We start from the raw sequence: 17,907 nt of genomic DNA on the forward strand, positions 1-17,907 counted from the left end.
AGCAAGCTCGCTCAGCTGACACCTGCCAGCACTTCCCGCAGGCGATCCGCCGCTGGGGGAACAGCCTGGCGGACAGACTCCCGACCGATTGCCTGCGTCTGGCGGGGCTGCAGGAAGGCGATCAGATCGACATCGTTGTTGGACCGGATGGCCGCCTGAGCCTGGAGCCTCTGCGCAAGCTGGATCGCGCTGCCCTGGCCACAGATCTGCGCCGGCTTCAGGCAACCATGCCTCTCACCCCTTTGGTGAACGAGGACTGCCGCGGCGGTGAACGCTGGTGATGCTGACCTATTGGTGGTCTATCTCGACACCAGCGCCCTGGGCATCAAGCAGCGCCATCACGGCCTCCGTTCTGAGGCACGCCTGGCCGCTGGGGAGCAGTTCGAGCGCCTGCTGCAGGGTGGAGTTGAACTGCGCTCGCTCGATCGCGACCGCTTTCGCCAGGCGGCCGCCCTCGGGATGAGGCCAGCATTGGAATAAGCCCACAATCCGTGGCAGGGCCTGCAGAGAAAAGCCGAACTCAGGGGGCATCAAGGCTGACCCGCACCGGCTCCAGGCAGAGCCGCCAGATCCCGGGCCGCAGCCTCAATACCCCCATCAGCCGGCGCCTAAAGAGCGATCGCGAGTTTCAGGGGGGCGAGGCGCGAGCAGCGGCATGCTGAATGCCGCCGTGCGGGTGAAGGGCAGCTACGAGGCTGCGGCCCATGAGCAGCCCAGGCTGGTGCGGGTGGAGCAGATCACCGTCAGGCGCCCGCCGGATCAGCAGCTGGAGCTCCAGGTCGCGCCTTAGCTCAGCCGATCCCCCGAGAAAAGATGTGTCAGCTGCTGACATGTCCTTACAAGCTTGACATGATCTTCGCTGCCTGCCATGCTCTGCATATCAAGCCCAGGAGAGGCATGGCCAAAACCAACCACTACGGCGCTCGGGTCTCCCAGCGCGGCATCCGTGAAGCCACCGTCGAGCTCGCCCAACAGCACGGCATCCCCCACGGGGACAAGCTGGTGCTGGGTCGCAAGCAGATCCTTGCGGTCCTGGAGGCGCTTGATCGCGAGCGCAAGGAGCTGATCAGGGCCATGGACAAGGGCGGCGTGATCGTCGTCGAGTGCGGCGGCGCCTTGGTCACGGCCTACGACTTCGACAGCTTCAACCGCTACTGATGGCCACCATGACGTCGAATTCAATCAGCCGGGCCAGCGTTGAGAAGCCGATCTGGGAGGCCTGCGATGAGCTCCGAGGCGCCCTTCCTGCAGATCAGGCCCTGGAGGCCGTGCTGGATGTGCTGCTCTGGGCCCGCTGGGTTCCAGCTTCCGAAGGGGATTTAGTCGGTTACTTCGATTCCATGCGCAGCTTGGCTAACGCAAATGAATGGAACTCCATCCAGAAGGCCATCACTGAACGTTCCGCAATGTCTTGGCCTCCCGGAGCAGCGACGGATCGACTCGGGCCTGAATCTCTCGAGCGACTGAGGAGCACCTTGTTGCCAGTTGGGAGAGCTTTGAACAGTGGTGACCGCTTGCAGTGCAAGGCCGTGATCGAAGCGATCTCGGAGCTGAAAGCCAGCGATCGGCATGGTGGGGCGCTGGAATGCTCTGCTTCCATGGGCGGCTTCTGGGAAGCCCTGCTGGCCATTCATCCTGGCGCTCCAGTGGCCTGCCTCTTCCCTATGGGAGTGGCAGCAGCCCCTTTCCTGGGGATGGACCATGGTGTGCTGTTGAGTTCAGCAAATCCGTCGCAGGCTCATTGGGTTCTGGGATTGCTCCGCCTCTATCCGCAAGAGGTGAAACTGCAGTCCATCGCGGATCAGGACCAATGGCCTGTTGCCATCGCAGCCCCACCCTGGGGAGCGCGAATGCGTGAACTGCTGATCGACGACCCTTGGCTGCCGCCATCACCGCTCGACTGCCCCTCGGCAATCAGAGACAGCGAAGCACGAAGGGTGTTTGCCGCCCATCAGCGCTGCAGTGGCACCACCTACGCCCTGATGTCTCCAGGAATCGGCTTTCGGACTTCCAAAGATCTGGAGTACTTCCGCGAGGAGTTATTGAAGAAGAATTGGCTGGATGCCGTGATTTCCCTGCCTTCCGGGGCCCATGCAGGAACCAACCTCGAGGGATTGCTGTTGGTCCTCAAGCAGGATCGTGCCGCTGGTGCTCCCATTCAGATGATTGCGGCCCACGATCTGTTAACCCCGACGAAAGCTAGAAACACAAAGCAGAGCTGGAATCCAACCGGGTGCAAGGAACTCGCCCAACTCCTCAACGAGAGAGGTGAAGGTGAATGTGCCCGTCTGATCCCGGCCGAGGAACTGGAGGCAAACGGCTTCAGTTTCCAGGTGAGCCGCTACTTCCTCACAGAAGAAGACCGGATGTTGCAGCGCTATCTGGAATCACGGACAACGATGCACCTGGGTGATCTGGCCGAGATCAAAAGGCCTGTGGCCTCCCTTGGCCGCCAGGAGGACGACGGCATCGAGGTTCGGGAGGTCACTCCCGGCGACATTGACGACTCCGGCCAGCTCCGCCAAGGCTCCAAGCAGATCCGGCTACCGGAGGCTGCCTTGGCCAAGGGACGACAGCAGCTGCTGGAGCAGGGAGATGTGCTCTTATCGATCAAGGGCGGCCTCGGCAGGGTGGCAGTGGTTCAGGACCTCCAGCACCCCACAGTGCCCGGCCAGGCATTCTGCGTGGTCCGCCTGCGGCCTAATGCCCCGCTCACCCCAGCCGCCCTGGGGCAGTATCTCCGCAGTGCCGTGGGACAGACGCTGTTGAATAAGGCAGGTCAGGGAACAGCAGTGGCCTTTCTGCCCATGGGCGAAGTGAAAAGCCTGCCCGTCGTGATCCCCCAACCCAGCGAGCTCCATCGGGCCGAGACCCTGGAGCAGGAGTGCGTGGCCCTGAGCCTGGAGGTCCAGGAACTGAGCCGCCGGCTGGAGCAGCTGTCACAGCAGGGCTGGCTGGAGGACATCCCCCCAGCCCTGCTGGCCAGCGCCCAAGGGGAGGCCGCCTGAACCATGGCGATCCGTAAATCCGAGCTGTATTCGAGCCTCTGGGCCAGCTGCGATGAACTGCGCGGCGGCATGGATGCCAGCCAGTACAAGGACTATGTGCTGGTGCTGCTGTTCATCAAGTACATCAGCGACAAGTACGCCGGCCAACCCTATGCGCCCTTGGTGATCCCCGAGGACGCGGGATTTGACGCCATGGTGGCCCTCAAGGGCAAGGCAGAGATCGGCGATGACATCAACAAGACGATCATCGCCCCGCTGGTGGCGGCCAACCAGCAGCTCAGCCAGAGCGACTTTCCCGATTTCAACGACCAGGCCAAGCTCGGCAGTGGCAAGGAACTGGTGGAGCGGCTCACCAACCTGATCGCGATCTTCGAGAAGCCGGGGTTGAACTTCGCCCGTAATCGCGCGGATGACGACGACATCCTCGGCGATGCCTACGAATACCTGATGTGCCATTTCGCCAGCGAAAGCGGCAAGAGCAAGGGGCAGTTCTATACGCCAGCTGAGGTGAGCCGGATCAAGGCCCAGGTGCTGGAGATCGATAAGGAAGACACCTCCCCCGACACCACGGTCTGCGACCCCACCTGCGGATCGGGGTCGCTGCTGCTGAAGGTGGCCGCCCAGGCGCGCACACCGGTGACGCTCTACGGCCAGGAGAAGGACGCGGCCACCAGCGGTCTGGCGCGGATGAACATGATCCTGCACGGCAACCCCACGGCCACGATCTGGCAGGGGAACACGATCGCCGACCCGAAGCTGATCAAGGGTGACCACCTCAAGCAGTTCGACTTCGTGATCGCCAATCCGCCGTTCTCCGACAAGCGATGGAGCACAGGCCTGGATGCAGCGAAGGATCCCTTCGGGCGCTTCGAGGGCTTCGGGATCCCCCCAGCCAAGCAGGGCGACTACGCCTACCTGCTGCACATCGTGCGCACGCTCAAGAGCAGCGGGCGCGGCAGCTGCATCCTTCCCCATGGCGTGCTGTTCCGCGGCAACGCCGAAGCCGAGATCCGCAAGAACCTGATCCAGCGGGGGCTGCTCAAGGGCATCATCGGCCTGCCCGCCAACCTCTTCTATGGCACTGGTATCCCCGCCTGCATCGTGGTGGTCGACAAGCGGGGGGCCGGCAGCCGCGAGGGGATCTTCCTGGTGGATGCCAGCAAGGGCTTCATCAAGGACGGCCCCAAGAACCGCCTGCGCGAGCGCGACATCCACAAGATCGTGGATGTGTTCACCCGCCGGTTGGAGGTGCCCGGCTATTCGCGCTTCGTGCGCAATGAAGAGATCGCCGGGCACGACTACAACCTGAACCTGCCCCGTTACATCGACAGTTCAGAAGCGGAAGACCTGCAGGACATCGAGGCCCACCTGCGCGGCGGCATCCCCGAGCGCGACATCGACGCCCTGGAGGCCTACTGGCAGGTATGTCCGAAGCTGCGCGAGGTCCTGTTCCAGCCGCTGCGGCCCGGCTATCTGGAGCTGGCGGTGCCGCCGGCGGAGCTGAAGGCCACGATCACCGCCCATCCCCAGTTCGCCGGCTTCCTGGCGGGCATGGCCGAGCACTTTGCGGCCTGGCGGCAACAGGCGGCGGCCCAGCTGATTTCCCTGGAGCCGGGCTGCCACCCCAAGGCGGTGATCCGCGAGCTGAGCGAGGGCCTGCTGGCCCGCTACCAGGGCCAGCCCCTAATCGATGCCTACGCCGTGTACCAGCTGCTGCTTGACCAGTGGGCCGAGACGATGCAGGACGACGTGTATGCGATCAGCGCTGACGGCTGGCGCGCCGAGGCCTACCGGCTGCTGGAGACCGACAAGAAGGGCAAGACCAAGGACAAGGGCTGGACCTGCGACCTGGTGCCCAAGGAGCTGCTGGTGCGGCAGCTGTTCGCCGGTGATCTGGAGATGATCGAAGCGCTCCGCGCCCAACTGGAGGAGGCCAGCAGACGCCTGGCCGAATTGGAGGAGGAGCACAGCGGCGACGAGGGCGCCTTCAGTGAGTTGGACAAGATCAACAAGGCGGCTGTGAATGCTCGCATCAAGGAGATCAGGAAGGATCCCGACGCCACTGAGGAGTTGACCGTGCTGCGGGAATGGCTGGAGCTGAGCGACGAGGAAGCCGCCACCAAGAAGGCCCTCAAGGCCGCCGAGGCTGACCTCGACGACCAGGCCTTCGGCCGCTACGACAACCTCACAGAGGCCGAGGTGCGCGAGCTGGTGGTGGAGGGCAAGTGGCTAACCACCCTGGAGCAGGCGGTTGCCTCCGAGGTGGAACGGGTCAGCCAGGCCCTCACCGGCCGCCTCAAACAACTGGGCGAGCGCTACGGCGAGGCCCTACCGGCGATCAGCGAGCGAGTGGAGGAACTGGAAGCACGCGTGGCCGGGCACCTTGAGCGGATGGGGTTCGCATGGAACTGAAGCCGGGTTACAAGCAGACGGAGGTGGGGGTGATCCCGGAAGATTGGGATGTAAGACCTCTTTCGAACATATCCCTAAGGATCATGGTCGGCATTGCCAGTGCCGCAACCCATGCATATCGACTTAGCGGCATACCCATGATCAGGAATCAGAATATTAAGCCCGGCCACCTTTTAGATAGTGATCTTCTATTTATTGATCAAGAATACGAAAAGACGTACCGAAACAAGAGGCTGCTGGAAGGCGATCTCCTGACTACTCGAACCGGCTATCCGGGAACAACATGCATCGTCCCCGCTAAATACAAAGCCGCTCAGAGTTTCACGACTCTCATAACAAGGCCGGACATTGCACAAATTACCAGTGAATTCCTATGCCTTTTTATTAACTCTGAACACGGGCAGCGATTCTTCGAATCTAGTCAGATCGGAGGAGCACAAAAGAACGTAAATACGGGCACTCTAAAAAAAATGCCGATACCTATACCAACAGTTTCAGAGCAAACAAAAGTCTCAAATGTCCTTGGCGCCGTTGAGGAGCTCCTTGCGTCGATAGAGAATCTCATCGCTAAAAAACGTGCAGTTAAACAGGCCGCCATGCAGGAGCTTCTCACCGGCAAGCGGCGGCTGCCGGGGTTTGAGGGGGAGTGGGAGACTGTTGCATTATCCCAGGTCTCCGAAAAAATTACGGGTTTTTGGGGGCGCACTGAGTCAGGTAACGAAGCAATACACTCGACAAATGTGATCAGGGCTGGCGATATCTCAGAAGAAGGACGGCTTATCGGTGCGGCACGCAGGTTTTTGAGCCATCATGAGATTTCAGTGGCCGGTTGCAGGCCTGGTGACACAGTAATGACCGCAAGTGGCAACGGCTTGGGCAAGTCATGGACTTGCAACCAAGACGGAGTCTATTCAGCGTCCAACTTTGTTCGCATCATCAGGCCTCAAAGAGGCAAAGCAGATGGCCACTTCATTGGGTATGCACTCAAGAGCAGATGTGCAAGGTCAAAGCTTGTCGAGCACACCGCAACAAGCGCTTATCCAAACTTAAAGCCTTCTTTTTTCAATGACAGATGGCTTTCCTTGCCACCTCAGCCGGAACAAAAGGCAATCTCAGAGGTCCTGCAGGATGTTGATATCGAGATTGACGAGTTAGAAGCAAGAAAACTCAAGGCCTCTCAGCTTAAGCAAGGAATGATGCAGCAACTCCTCACCGGCAAGATCCGCCTGCAATGAAGATCTCAACCATCCTCGACCACATAGACAGTGGCCATATGGCCCTGCCCGAGTTCCAAAGGGGTTACGTCTGGAATCGCGATCAGGTGCGCGGGCTGTTCGATTCCCTCTACAAGCGCCACCCCGTCGGCGGCCTGCTGGTCTGGGCCACAGAGTCGCAGACCGCCACCCATCGCGGCGATGGTCCCCTGGCTGCTGGTGTGGTCAAGCTGCTGCTCGATGGCCAACAGCGCATGACCTCCCTCTATGGCGTGGTGCGCGGCAAGGCTCCGAAGTTCTTCGATGGCAACGCCCAGGCCTTCACCGGGCTCCGCTTCCATCTCGGAGAGGAAGTGTTTGCCTTCTACCAGCCGGTGAAGATGAAGGACGATCCCCTGTGGATCGATGTCACCAGCCTGCTCGGGATGGGGACAGCTGGCCTCGGAAAGCTGGCCGCCGAGTTCGGCCAGAACCCCGAGCTGGCCCCGCGGGTTGGAGAGTTCATCGGTCGTCTGAGCCAGCTGCTGGGAATCACAGAGATCGATCTCCACATCGAAGAAGTCACCGGCGCCGACAAGACCCTCGACGTGGTGGTGGACATTTTCAACCGCGTCAACAGTGGCGGCACCAAGCTCTCCAAGGGCGACCTGGCCCTCGCCAAGATCTGCGCCGACTGGCCCGAAGGGCGTGATGCCATGAAGGCCAAGCTCAAGGAGTGGGCCGATCACGGCTACAGCTTCAACCTCGACTGGCTGCTGCGCTCGGTGAACACGGTGCTCACTGGTGAGGCCAAGTTCCTCTACCTGCACGACAAGACCACACCTGAAATCCAGGACGCGCTCAAGCGCGCCACCAAACACATCGACGTCTGCCTCAACCTGATCGCAGGTCGCCTCGGCCTCGATCACGACCAGGTGTTCTTCGGGCGGTTCGGCATCCCGGTGATGGTGCGCTATCTCGATCAGCGCAGCGGACCCATGGATGAGGTGGAGCGGGACCGACTGCTGTTCTGGTTCGTGCAGGCCGGCATGTGGGGACGATTCTCCGGTTCCACCGAATCCTTCATCGATCAGGATCTCGCCGCCCTCGAGGGAGAAGGCGCCGGGCTCGAGCGCCTACTGGAGCAGCTGCGCCTCTGGCATGGCGGGCTGCGGGTTGAACCCGGGCACTTCACCGGCTGGAGCCTCGGCGCCCGCTTCTACCCCGTGCTCTACCTGCTCACCCGCATGGGCGCTGCCCGCGACTGGGGCACTGGCATGCCGCTCAAGGCCGGCATGCTCGGCAAGATGAGTCGCCTGGAGGTGCATCACATCTTCCCGAAGGCCCAGCTTTACAAGGCCGACTACCGCAGGCCAGAGGTCAACGCCCTGGCCAACTTCTGCTTTCTCACCAAAGACACCAACATCAAGATCACCGATCGCCTGCCAGAGGCCTACTTCCCGGAGATTGAGGCCGCCCATCCCGGCGCCCTGGCCTCCCAGTGGATCCCGCCTGATCCAGCGCTGTGGAAGCTCGGGAACTTCCGCTCCTTCCTGGAGGCCCGCAAGGCCCTGCTCGCGGCTGAAGTGAATGCCCGACTGGAGGAGCTGCTCCATGGCGACACCCGCTGGCTGTCCGGCCCCGCGGCTGCCTTGCCGCAGCCAGCCACCGAAACGGTGGGCGGTATCACGAGCGAGGAAGAGGAAGCCGAGTTGCTGCGCCTCAACGCCTGGATGGTCGATCAGGCACTCCCGCTGGGCACCCTCGCCTACGACTTCGCCGACCCTGCCACCGGCGAACAGCGCGCCGTGTTCGACCTGGCCTGGCCCGCCGGCATCCAGGAGGAACTCAGCCAGCCCGTGGCCGTGCTGCTCAACGAAGAGCCCGCCACCCTGGCCCTGGCCAGCGCCGCCGGGTTCCGCTGCTTCACCTCGCCATCCGACTTCCGGTCCTATGTGGAGCGGGAGATCCTCGCGGTGATGGCATGATCCCGGCCAAGGAGCCGATCTGCCGCATCATCGCCGGCCCCAACGGTGCCGGGAAAACCACCTTCGCGCTCACTTACCTTCGCCAGTTCCCCGATGCCCAGGCCTTCGTCAATGCCGATCTGATCGCGGCAGGGTTCTCCCCCCTGGCCCCGCAGTTGCAGCTGCTGGCCGCCAGTCGCCTGATGCTGGCGGAGATCGAAGGCCATGAGACGGCACGCCGCAGCTTCGCTTTCGAAACCACCCTCTCCGGGCGGGGCTACCTGCGCCTCATCCACCGCCTGCGCTCCTGCGGCTGGCGGGTGGAGCTGATCTATCTCGCCCTCCCCTCCCTGGAGCTTTCGATCCTGCGCGTGGCCGAGCGGGTGGCCCACGGTGGGCACAACGTGCCGGAAACCGTGCTGCGGCGCCGCTTTCCCCGTAGCCTCCAGCTACTGCTCAACGCCTACGCCCCAGCGGTGAACCACGTGCTCTGCAACATGAACGGCGGACCCAACCCGGCGCCGATCTTCTCCCAGAGCGGAGCCGAGCGCGTCATTCTCGATCCCTCGCTCTATGCCCAACTCCTGGAGCTCGCCCGATGACTCCCGCCCTCTCCCCCAGGGATCAGCAGATCCTCGTGGCGCTCCAGCAGGCCGTGTCCACGGAATTGGAGCGCAAGCGCCGTCTTGGCCAGTACGTGGTGACCTGGCAGGACGGCAAGGCCCTGATGCAGGGGCCTGATGCCCCCCAGCCCCCAGCGGCTGGATGAGCACGCTGGAGCGGGTCACCCAGAACCGCATCGTCGGGCTGTTCCACGAGGAACTGAACTATCGCTATCTGGGGGACTGGAAAGACCGCGCTGGCAACAGCAACATCGAGGAGGAGATCCTTACCGGCTACCTCCAACGTCGTGGCTACAGCCCGGCAGAGATCAGTGGCTCCTTGTATCAGCTCCGGATTGCTGCCGACATCAGCCAGGTGGGGCTGTATGAGGCCAACCGCAGGGTGTACGCCCTGCTGCGCTATGGGGTGCAGGTGAAGGCTGCCGCTGATCAACCCACCAGCACCGTGGCCCTGATCGACTGGCACACACCCGACGCCAACGACTTCGCCATTGCCGAAGAGGTCACCCTGAAGGGCCCCAAGGAGCGCCGCCCCGACCTCGTGCTCTACGTGAACGGCATTGCCGTCGGCGTAATCGAGCTCAAGCGCAGCCGCGTCAGCATCGGTGATGGCATCCGCCAGAACCTCTCCAACCAGCAGCCGGAGTTCAACGCCTGGTTTTTTGCCACCAACCAGTTGGTGTTTGCCGGCAACGACTCCGAGGGCCTGCGCTATGGGGCCATCCTCACACCGGAGAAATACTTCCTCACCTGGAAGGAAGACGAAGCCGATAACAGCTCCCTCAAGCTCGACAAGTACCTGAGCCGGATCTGCAGCAAGGAACGGCTGATCGAACTGCTGCGTGACTTCGTTCTCTTCGATGCCGGTATCAAGAAGCTACCCAGGGTGCATCAATACGTCGGCATCAAGGCCGCTCAGCAGCATGTGCGTGAGCGACGTGGCGGCATCATCTGGCACACCCAGGGCAGCGGCAAGAGCATCGTGATGGTGCTGCTGGCCCGTTGGATCCTTGCGAACAACCCCAATGCCCGGGTCGTCGTGATCACCGACCGCGATGAGCTCGACAAGCAGATTGAAGGTGTATTTGGTGGCGCGGGCGAAACCATCCAGCGCAGCAGCAGCGGCCGGGATCTGATGCAGGCCCTGGGCCAGCCCACACCCCGTCTGCTCTGTTCCCTGGTCCACAAGTTCGGCGTCCGTGGCGTCGACGACTTCGAGGCCTTCCTTGAGCAGCTCCAGGCGCAACCCAGCCCGGCCGTCGGTGAGCTGTTCATCTTTGTCGACGAGTGTCACCGCACCCAGAGCGGCAAGCTGCACCGGGTCATGAAGGCGCTGCTGCCCGAGGCCGTCTTCATTGGCTTCACCGGCACCCCCTTGCTGAAGAAGGACAAAGCCACCAGCCTGGAAGTTTTCGGAGGTTACATCCACACCTACAAGTTCAGCGAAGGTGTGGCAGATGGTGTGATCCTTGATCTGGTCTACGAAGCCCGTGACATTGATCAACGCCTCAGCTCCCAGGCGAGGGTGGACCAGTGGTTTGCTGTCAAGACGGAGAGGCTCAATCCCTGGCAACAGCGCGAGCTCAAGCGGCAATGGGGAACGCTGCAGAACGTGCTGAGCTCCAAGGCACGGATGAACCGGATCGTGGCCGATGTTCTCTTCGACTTTTCCGTGCAACCCCGATTGGCCAGTCAGCGCGGCAATGCCATCCTGGTGGCTTCGAGTATCTACGAGGCCTGCCGCTACTTCGCGTTGTTCAACCAGAGCGAACTCAAGAGCAAATGTGCCGTGATCACCTCCTACGACCCCAAGGCAGCAGACGTGACGAGGGAAGAAGTGGGTGCCAACACCGAAACCGATAAGCAGTTCATCTACAACACCTACACCACCCTGCTCGATGGCATGGCCGCCCAGCCGGGAATGACCCGCACCGAGGCCTATGAGGAGCAGGCCAAGCAACGCTTCATCCATCAGCCGGCTCAGATGAAGCTGCTGATCGTGGTCGACAAGCTCCTCACCGGCTTCGATGCCCCCTCCTGCAGCGTGCTCTACATCGACAAGTCGATGCAGGATCACGGCCTCTTCCAGGCCATCTGCCGCACCAATCGCCTCGATGGCGACGACAAGCCCTATGGCTGCATCGTCGATTACAAAGACCTGTTCAAGAAAGTCGAGAATGCCATTGCCGTGTACTCCACCGATCAGCTGGACCGCTCAGCAGGCGGGGCTGATCCCGATGTGCTTCTCCAGGACCGGCTCACCAAGGCGAAGCAGCGGCTGGAGGAAGCCCTGGAGCAGGAGGCATTGCTCGCCGAGCCCGTGCCGCCTCCAATGGATGAGTTAGCTGTTCTGCATCACTTCTGCGGCAACACGGAGTGTCCGGACGACCTGCAGGAGCGTGAACCCCTGCGAATGGCTTACTACAAGGCCGTCGCTGAGCTCACAAGGGCCTATGCAGCCCTGGCCAATGAGCTTTCAGAGGCGGGATGCTCCGCTTCAGAAGCCAACCGGATCACCCGACAACGGGACAAGGCACTGGAGTGGAGGCAGGTGATTCGCCTTGCGTCGGGCGAAAATCTCGATCTGAAGGCTTACGAGGCCGACATGCGCTATTTGATTGACTCCTACATTGAGGCTGACCTGCCGAGAAAGATCTCAGCTTTTGACGACATCGGCCTGCTGGAGCTGATCATCAAGACGGGCGTTGCAGAAGCTATTCGACAGCAGTTTGGCAAGGCGCGCGGCAACCGCAAGGCTGTGGCCGAAACAATCGAAAACAACATCCGCCGCACGATCATCAGCGAGCGCGCCAATGATCCGGCTTTCTACGATCGTATGTCGCAGGTTCTTGCTGAAATTATCCACTTCCGCAAACAGCAGGCTGAGGCCTACGAGGAGTACCTTCGTCGTGTTGCGGAGTTGGCTCGCCAGCTCAACCAGCAGAAAGCTGACAACACGCCAACCCAGCTGGATACGCCTGGGAAACGAGCACTCTGGAACAACCTGAATGGGAATCTGGAGCTGGCGCTCCGCATCGACTGCACCGTTCGCGAGGTCAGGCCTGATGGCTGGCGTGGTACCCAAGCCAAAGAGCAGCTGATCAAGGCGGCTCTCTTCGGTGTCCTGCAAGATCCCGCAGACGTGGAGCGCCTCTTCCCCATCCTCGTGGCCCAGCCTGAGTACTGATGACCTTGGCTTTCCCCAGCCATCAGCTTGTGATCGGGTCCTTGTCGGTGGAGGTCACCCTGAAGCCGATCAAGCACCTGCACCTTTCGGTGGTGCCACCCCATGGCTCCGTGCGGATCTCTGCGCCGGAGCGGATGAGCCCCGACCATGTGAGGGCCTATGCCATTGGCAAGCTCAGCTGGATTCGTAAGCAACAGTCCCGGCTTGAAGGCCAGCAGAGGGAAAGCCCAAGGCAGGTCGTGGAACGGGAATCCCATCATCTCTGGGGTCGACGATTACTGCTGCAGATCCAGGAAGTGAACGCGGCTCCGAGGATCGAAGTGCATCCCAGCACACTGGTGCTGTTTATTCGATCCGGCTCAACAGCAAAGAAGCGGCAGAGCATTCTCGCTGCCTGGTACCGCGATGAGCTCAGAAAGGAAGCTGCGATCCTGATCCAGAAATGGGAGCAGCAACTGAACGTGCAGGCGAATCGACTCTTTGTTCAGGCAATGACCCGTCAATGGGGGAGCTGTAATCCGAAATCAAGGAATATCCGCCTGAATACTCAGCTGGCTCAGAAGCCAAAGAACTGCCTTGATTACATCGTCCTCCATGAGCTTGCCCATCTACGCGTACCTAGGCATGGCGAGGAGTTCATTGCTCTGCTGGATTCTCACCTCCCAGATTGGGAAGAACGTCGTCGGTTGCTGAACACCTTGCCGCTTCTATGCGGTTGATCAGGTAGGCCGTATTGCGGACATGATCACTTGGCGAGCTTCTGCCGGCGGTAGCGGACCTGCGCTCGCCACCCGTGGCTGTTGCTGCGCCATCCCGGCCCACCAGGGCTTCCCGCTGAAGACAAGCTGGTGGCAATACACGGATACTGGCTCAGATGTCAATGTATTGCTGACAGCTAAGTTGCAAGCTAAGCCTTCCGATCATGGGAATCTGATCACCTCTGGTCCCTGTTCGGCCCCTATCCCACTTCTTAAGAGTTCGAAGGGCGTGTAAGTAGCAATGCCAGCCTTTCTGGCATTATCGCAATGGCAGGCGATCTGACGCGGCTTGCCGTCGCCCGCCCTGGGCACGATGTTGAGGCCGCTGACATTGTCAAAGCGCGTGCCCGCCGGATCTTTTCTAGAATATATCGGCCCTCAACCAAAAAGCGGGTGACCGGACTCGAACCGGCGACGTTCAGCTTGGGAAGCTGACATTCTACCACTGAATTACACCCGCAAGGTGTAGCCAACTCAGGCGTCCTGATGTTGTCTGCGTTGTTGGCTTGTTGAGACTAGCAAGGGTCAAGGTGCCCCCCTTGCCAGTCTCTGCCGCCGTTGCGGCGGCTCAGCCGGCCAGGGCCGCCGCGCAGGCGGCCACGCCGGCCCCCGCCGTTCCCCGCAGCAGGCCCAGGCCCTGCAGGGTGGCCTCGATCGCCGCGACGGCGGTGAGCACGTCGCGATCGGCCACGAAGCCGAGGTGGCCGATGCGGAACACCTGGCCCTTGAGGTGGTCCTGGCCGCCGGCCAGCAGGATGTCGAAGCGCTCCTTCACGGCCTTGCGCAGCACCTCGGCGTCGACCCCCTCGGGAGCCACGGCCGTGATCGCCGGGCTGCCATGGCCCTCGGCGGCATAGAGCCGCAGCCCCATCCCCTTCATGCCGGCCTGGGCCGCGCTGCGGTGGCGTGCATGGCGGGCGAAGATCGCCTCCAGGCCCTCCTGCTGCATCATCCCCAGGGCGGCCTCCAGGGCGAAGTACAGATTCACCGGCGGGGTGAAGGGATTGCTGTCGGCGGCGGCCGATTTGCGGTATTTGCCGAGGTCCAGATAGAACTTCGGCAGGTCGGAGCGCTCGTAGGCCGTCCAGGCCCGCTCGCTCATGGCCACGAAGCCCAGGCCCGGCGGCATCATGTAGCCCTTCTGGGAGCCGGAGCCCACCACATCGAGGCCCCAGCGGTCCATGGGCACGTCGCAGGCGCCGAGGCTGGTCACGCAATCGGCAATGGTGAGCGCGGTGCCGTGGGCGCGCACGTGGCCGGCGATGGTCTCCAGGTCGTTGATCACCCCGGTGGAGGTTTCCGAGTGGGTGAGGATCACCGCGCGGATGCGCTTGTCGGTGTCGGCCTCCAGGGCGGCGCGGAAGGCCTCGGGATCCAGCGGTTGGCCCCACTCGGCCCTCACCACCTCCACCTCGAGCCCGTAGGCCTTCGCCACCTTCACCCAGCGCTCGCCGAACTTGCCGTTGTCCCCGCAGAGCACGGTGTCGCCCTTGCTGAGCACGTTGATGATCCCCGCCTCCATCGCGGCCGTGCCGCTGCCCGCCAGGGCCAGCACGCTGCCGCTGGTCTGGTGCAGCCACTGCAGCTGCTCGGTGGTGCGCTTGACGATCTTCTGAAAGTCGGCGCTGCGGTGGCCGATCGGATGGCGGCTCATGGCCAGCAGCACGGTCTCCGGCACCGGCGTGGGGCCGGGGATCATCAGGCTGAGCTTGTCCTGCATGGGTGCTGCGGAGCAGAGGAGGGGCGCGGCCGCGGGGCGGCGCAATCCACCAATGTAAAAAACCGACCACAGGGGCCCAACCCCGAGCCACCGCGCCCTCCTCCCATCGGCTGCCCGTTGCATGGAATCCTTCCCCACACCTGAACGCGGCACGGCTGAGCCCGCCACCCCTGAGCCCGGCCTGATCCTGCCGGTGTGGCTCGCCGCCGCGGCCCGCGCCGCCGTGCAGGGGCTGCTGGGGGAGCCCTTCTGCCCTGAGCAGCCCCTGGAGCTGGAGCCTGGCGCTCCCCCGCGGCCTGTGCTGGTGGAGGCCGCGGCGCCCCTGGCCGCAGGCTGGGTGCTGGCGGTGGCCAGGGCTGACCCGGGCCCTGAGGTGCTGGATCTCACCCGCGGTCAGCCGGTGTGGGCCCAGGCCCGTTGGCTGGAGGGCCCTGGGCACTGGCTGGAACTGGTGGCTGGCGAGGGGGTGGGGGTGATTGCCAGCTCCGGCGCTCCCTGCCTCTCGGCCTATGCCCGCGAGCTGCTGCAGCGCACCCTGCAGCCGCTGCTGCCGCCAGGACGGCGCCTGGAGCTCCACCTGGTGATCCCGGCGGGTCGGCGTCTTGCCGAGCGCACCAGCAATGCCGCCTTCGGGGTGGTGGATGGGCTGGCCCTGATCGGCACCCAGGCCCTGGTGCAGCGCAGCGCGGCCCCCGACCAGCTGCAGCAGGCCCTGGAGCAGCTGCGTCGCCTGGTGGCCTCCCCTGGCTTCGCCGGGGCCCTGGTGTTGGTGATCGGCGAGAACGGCCTCGATCTGGCCCCCCGCCTCGGCCTCCCTCCCCAGCTGCTGCTCAAGGCCGGCAACTGGCTGGGGCCCCTGCTGGTGGCGGCGGCCGAGGCGGGTGTGAGCCAGCTGCTGCTGTTCGGCTACCAGGGCAAGTTGATCAAGCTGGCCGGCGGCATCTTTCACACCCATCACCACCTGGCCGATGGCCGCAGCGAGGTGCTCACCGCCCTGGCGGCCCTGGAGGGTCTGGCGGGCCAGGAGCTGGCCTGCCTGCATCAGGCCGCCACGGTGGAAGCCGCCCTCGCAGACCTGCAGGCCACCCAGCCCGCCCTGGCGGCGAGGCTGCGGGCCCGCATCGCAGCGGCGATCGAGCAGCGCAGCCGCGCCTACCTGGCCCGCTACGGCCACGAGGCCTTGGCGGTGGGCGCGGTGCTGTTCGACCGCAGCCGTCAGCTCTGTGCCCGGGGCCCCCTGGGTGCCCCCCTGCTGGCCGAACTGCGGGGAGGGGGCGCCGCCTAGGCTGGGTCAAATCTCCGGGGTTCCGTGCTGCCGATGTCCGCCGCTCCCCAGATGACCCCACGGGACGCGACGTCCAGCCTTGAGGGCACGGCCCAGCCCGCATCTCCCATCGACGAGATGTCCCAGTCCAGCCGGGCCCCGGCCATCGTGATTCTCGATTTCGGCTCCCAGTATTCGGAGCTGATCGCCCGGCGCGTGCGCGAAACCGAGGTGTTCTCGCTGGTGTTGAGCTACACCACCAGCGTGGAGGAGCTGCGGGCCATCGCCCCCAGGGGCATCATTCTCAGCGGTGGGCCCAGCTCGGTGTACGAGAGCGGCGCGCCGGTGTGTGATCCGGAGCTCTGGAACCTCGGCATCCCGGTGCTGGGGGTGTGTTACGGCATGCAGCTGATGGTGCAGCAGCTGGGCGGGGCGGTGGTGGCGGCGGGGCGGGCCGAATACGGCAAGGCGCCGCTGCACGTGGATGACGCGGTGGATCTGCTCGCCAGCGTGGAGCAGCACTCCACGATGTGGATGAGCCACGGCGACTCGGTGGAGCGCCTGCCTGAGGGCTTCGTGCGCCTGGCCCACACCGACAACACCCCCGAGGCGGCGATCGCCCACCACGGCCGCCACCTCTATGGCGTGCAGTTCCATCCCGAGGTGGTGCACTCCCAGGGCGGCATGGCGCTGATCCGCAACTTCGTGTATCAGATCTGCGGTTGCGAGCCCGACTGGACCACGGCGGCCTTCATCGAGGAGGCCGTGGCCGACGTGCGCCGCCAGGTGGGCCAGAAGCGGGTGCTGCTGGCCCTCTCCGGTGGCGTGGACTCCTCCACCCTGGCCTTCCTGCTGCACCGGGCGATCGGTGATCAGCTCACCTGCATGTTCATCGACCAGGGCTTCATGCGCAAAGGGGAGCCCGAATTCCTGGTGGAGTTCTTCGACAAGCGCTTCCACATCAATGTGGAGTACATCAATGCCCGCCAGCGCTTCATCAGCAAGCTGGCTGGTGTGACCGACCCGGAGGAGAAGCGCAAGCTGATCGGCACGGAGTTCATCAGGGTGTTCGAGGAGGAGAGCAAGCGCCTCGGTCCCTTCGACTACCTGGCCCAGGGGACCCTCTACCCCGATGTGATCGAGAGCGCCGGCACCAACGTGGATCCCAAGACCGGTGAGCGGGTGGCGGTGAAGATCAAGAGCCACCACAACGTGGGCGGCCTGCCCAAGGATCTGCAGTTCAAGCTGGTGGAGCCGCTGCGCAAGCTGTTCAAGGATGAGGTGCGCAAGGTGGGGCGCTCCCTGGGGCTGCCGGAGGAGATTGTCGGCCGCCATCCCTTCCCCGGCCCGGGCCTGGCCATCCGCATCCTCGGCGAGGTGACCGATGACAAGCTCAACATTCTCCGCGACGCCGACCTGATCGTGCGCGAGGAAATCACCGATGCCGGGCTCTACCACAGCATCTGGCAGGCGTTCGCGGTGCTGCTGCCGGTGCGCAGCGTGGGCGTGATGGGTGACAAGCGCACCTATGCCTTCCCGGTGGTGCTGCGCTGTGTGTCCTCGGAAGACGGCATGACGGCCGACTGGTCGCGTCTGCCCTACGACCTGCTCGAAACGATCTCCAACCGGATCGTCAATGAGGTGAAGGGCGTGAACCGGGTGGTGCTCGACATCACCAGCAAGCCCCCCGGCACGATCGAGTGGGAGTGATCGCCCGGCTTCGCTGACTGAGCCCCCGCTGGCCTGGTCGGGAGGCCTCCGTTACCTTCGGGGCC

General features: G+C 63.4%; 14 protein-coding genes and 1 tRNA gene. 12 read left to right on the top strand and 3 right to left on the bottom strand.

Annotation, left to right across the window (positions count from 1 at the left end):
• Positions 1-288: 288 nt before the first annotated feature.
• Positions 289-531, bottom strand: a complete 243-nt coding sequence (locus CyaNS01_RS00215; protein WP_186697917.1) for a hypothetical protein — start codon at positions 529-531, stop codon at positions 289-291.
• Between the two features lie 124 nt (positions 532-655).
• Between CyaNS01_RS00215 and CyaNS01_RS14695 the strand changes: the two genes are divergently transcribed.
• The 10 genes from CyaNS01_RS14695 to CyaNS01_RS00260 all read left to right on the top strand — a co-directional run bounded on the left by CyaNS01_RS14695 (position 656) and on the right by CyaNS01_RS00260 (position 13,109).
• A complete protein-coding gene (locus CyaNS01_RS14695; RefSeq protein WP_255460106.1) occupies positions 656-790 on the top strand; it encodes a hypothetical protein in 135 nt (44 codons plus the stop codon).
• Positions 791-897: 107 nt separating this feature from the next.
• Positions 898-1,158: a hypothetical protein gene (locus tag CyaNS01_RS00220; RefSeq protein WP_186697919.1), complete on the top strand. Its 261-nt coding sequence runs from the start codon at positions 898-900 to the stop codon at positions 1,156-1,158.
• Positions 1,158-3,008, top strand: a complete 1,851-nt coding sequence (locus CyaNS01_RS00225; RefSeq protein WP_186697921.1) for an N-6 DNA methylase — start codon at positions 1,158-1,160, stop codon at positions 3,006-3,008. The genes CyaNS01_RS00220 and CyaNS01_RS00225 overlap by 1 nt, the downstream gene beginning before the upstream one ends.
• Positions 3,009-3,011: 3 nt before the next feature.
• A complete protein-coding gene (locus CyaNS01_RS00230) occupies positions 3,012-5,420 on the top strand; it encodes a class I SAM-dependent DNA methyltransferase (protein ID WP_186697923.1) in 2,409 nt (802 codons plus the stop codon).
• Positions 5,411-6,655 carry a restriction endonuclease subunit S gene (locus tag CyaNS01_RS00235; protein ID WP_186697925.1) on the top strand — a complete coding sequence of 415 codons (1,245 nt, stop codon included), beginning with the start codon at positions 5,411-5,413 and terminating at the stop codon, positions 6,653-6,655. Before CyaNS01_RS00230 ends, CyaNS01_RS00235 begins: the two co-directional genes overlap by 10 nt.
• Positions 6,652-8,601 (top strand): DUF262 domain-containing protein, encoded by a 1,950-nt coding sequence (locus tag CyaNS01_RS00240; protein ID WP_186697927.1) that lies wholly within the window; start codon positions 6,652-6,654, stop codon positions 8,599-8,601. Before CyaNS01_RS00235 ends, CyaNS01_RS00240 begins: the two co-directional genes overlap by 4 nt.
• A complete protein-coding gene (locus CyaNS01_RS00245) occupies positions 8,598-9,182 on the top strand; it encodes a zeta toxin family protein (RefSeq protein ID WP_186697928.1) in 585 nt (194 codons plus the stop codon). Before CyaNS01_RS00240 ends, CyaNS01_RS00245 begins: the two co-directional genes overlap by 4 nt.
• Complete coding sequence (locus tag CyaNS01_RS00250; RefSeq protein WP_186697930.1) at positions 9,179-9,349, top strand: hypothetical protein; 171 nt, start codon at positions 9,179-9,181, stop codon at positions 9,347-9,349. The genes CyaNS01_RS00245 and CyaNS01_RS00250 overlap by 4 nt, the downstream gene beginning before the upstream one ends.
• On the top strand, positions 9,346-12,390 hold the full coding sequence (locus CyaNS01_RS00255; RefSeq protein ID WP_186697932.1) for a type I restriction endonuclease subunit R: 3,045 nt from the start codon (positions 9,346-9,348) through the stop codon (positions 12,388-12,390). The genes CyaNS01_RS00250 and CyaNS01_RS00255 overlap by 4 nt, the downstream gene beginning before the upstream one ends.
• The gene (locus tag CyaNS01_RS00260; RefSeq protein WP_186697934.1) at positions 12,390-13,109 is read left to right on the top strand and encodes a M48 family metallopeptidase; all 720 of its coding nucleotides are present in this window, start codon (positions 12,390-12,392) and stop codon (positions 13,107-13,109) included. Before CyaNS01_RS00255 ends, CyaNS01_RS00260 begins: the two co-directional genes overlap by 1 nt.
• Before the next feature lie 427 nt (positions 13,110-13,536).
• Here CyaNS01_RS00260 and CyaNS01_RS00265 read toward each other — a convergent pair.
• Together CyaNS01_RS00265 and CyaNS01_RS00270 are read right to left on the bottom strand one after the other, a co-directional pair.
• Positions 13,537-13,608: transfer RNA gene (locus tag CyaNS01_RS00265), tRNA-Gly, on the bottom strand.
• A 108-nt stretch (positions 13,609-13,716) separates the two neighbouring features.
• Positions 13,717-14,868, bottom strand: a complete 1,152-nt coding sequence (locus tag CyaNS01_RS00270) for an alanine--glyoxylate aminotransferase family protein (RefSeq protein WP_186697936.1) — start codon at positions 14,866-14,868, stop codon at positions 13,717-13,719.
• 121 nt (positions 14,869-14,989) lie between these two features.
• Between CyaNS01_RS00270 and cbiD the strand changes: the two genes are divergently transcribed.
• Both cbiD and guaA read left to right on the top strand, forming a co-directional pair.
• Positions 14,990-16,153: a cobalt-precorrin-5B (C(1))-methyltransferase CbiD gene (gene cbiD / locus CyaNS01_RS00275; protein ID WP_186697938.1), complete on the top strand. Its 1,164-nt coding sequence runs from the start codon at positions 14,990-14,992 to the stop codon at positions 16,151-16,153.
• 117 nt (positions 16,154-16,270) lie between these two features.
• Positions 16,271-17,842, top strand: coding sequence for a glutamine-hydrolyzing GMP synthase (gene guaA / locus CyaNS01_RS00280; protein ID WP_186699984.1), 1,572 nt, complete (start codon positions 16,271-16,273; stop codon positions 17,840-17,842).
• The last annotated feature ends 65 nt before the right edge of the window (positions 17,843-17,907 follow it).

The sequence above is a fragment of the Cyanobium sp. NS01 genome (genome assembly GCF_014280235.1).
In the GTDB taxonomy this organism is placed as follows: domain Bacteria; phylum Cyanobacteriota; class Cyanobacteriia; order PCC-6307; family Cyanobiaceae; genus NIES-981.

Bases quoted from the DNA above. Each gene is read 5' to 3' on its own strand.
- CyaNS01_RS00215 (WP_186697917.1), bottom strand. From the start codon at position 531: ATGCCCCCTGAGTTCGGCTTTTCTCTGCAGGCCCTGCCACGGATTGTG.
- CyaNS01_RS14695 (WP_255460106.1), top strand. From the start codon at position 656: ATGCTGAATGCCGCCGTGCGGGTGAAGGGCAGCTACGAGGCTGCGGCC.
- CyaNS01_RS00220 (WP_186697919.1), top strand. From the start codon at position 898: ATGGCCAAAACCAACCACTACGGCGCTCGGGTCTCCCAGCGCGGCATC.
- CyaNS01_RS00225 (WP_186697921.1), top strand. From the start codon at position 1,158: ATGGCCACCATGACGTCGAATTCAATCAGCCGGGCCAGCGTTGAGAAG.
- CyaNS01_RS00230 (WP_186697923.1), top strand. From the start codon at position 3,012: ATGGCGATCCGTAAATCCGAGCTGTATTCGAGCCTCTGGGCCAGCTGC.
- CyaNS01_RS00235 (WP_186697925.1), top strand. From the start codon at position 5,411: ATGGAACTGAAGCCGGGTTACAAGCAGACGGAGGTGGGGGTGATCCCG.
- CyaNS01_RS00240 (WP_186697927.1), top strand. From the start codon at position 6,652: ATGAAGATCTCAACCATCCTCGACCACATAGACAGTGGCCATATGGCC.
- CyaNS01_RS00245 (WP_186697928.1), top strand. From the start codon at position 8,598: ATGATCCCGGCCAAGGAGCCGATCTGCCGCATCATCGCCGGCCCCAAC.
- CyaNS01_RS00250 (WP_186697930.1), top strand. From the start codon at position 9,179: ATGACTCCCGCCCTCTCCCCCAGGGATCAGCAGATCCTCGTGGCGCTC.
- CyaNS01_RS00255 (WP_186697932.1), top strand. From the start codon at position 9,346: ATGAGCACGCTGGAGCGGGTCACCCAGAACCGCATCGTCGGGCTGTTC.
- CyaNS01_RS00260 (WP_186697934.1), top strand. From the start codon at position 12,390: ATGACCTTGGCTTTCCCCAGCCATCAGCTTGTGATCGGGTCCTTGTCG.
- CyaNS01_RS00270 (WP_186697936.1), bottom strand. From the start codon at position 14,868: ATGCAGGACAAGCTCAGCCTGATGATCCCCGGCCCCACGCCGGTGCCG.
- cbiD (WP_186697938.1), top strand. From the start codon at position 14,990: ATGGAATCCTTCCCCACACCTGAACGCGGCACGGCTGAGCCCGCCACC.
- guaA (WP_186699984.1), top strand. From the start codon at position 16,271: ATGTCCCAGTCCAGCCGGGCCCCGGCCATCGTGATTCTCGATTTCGGC.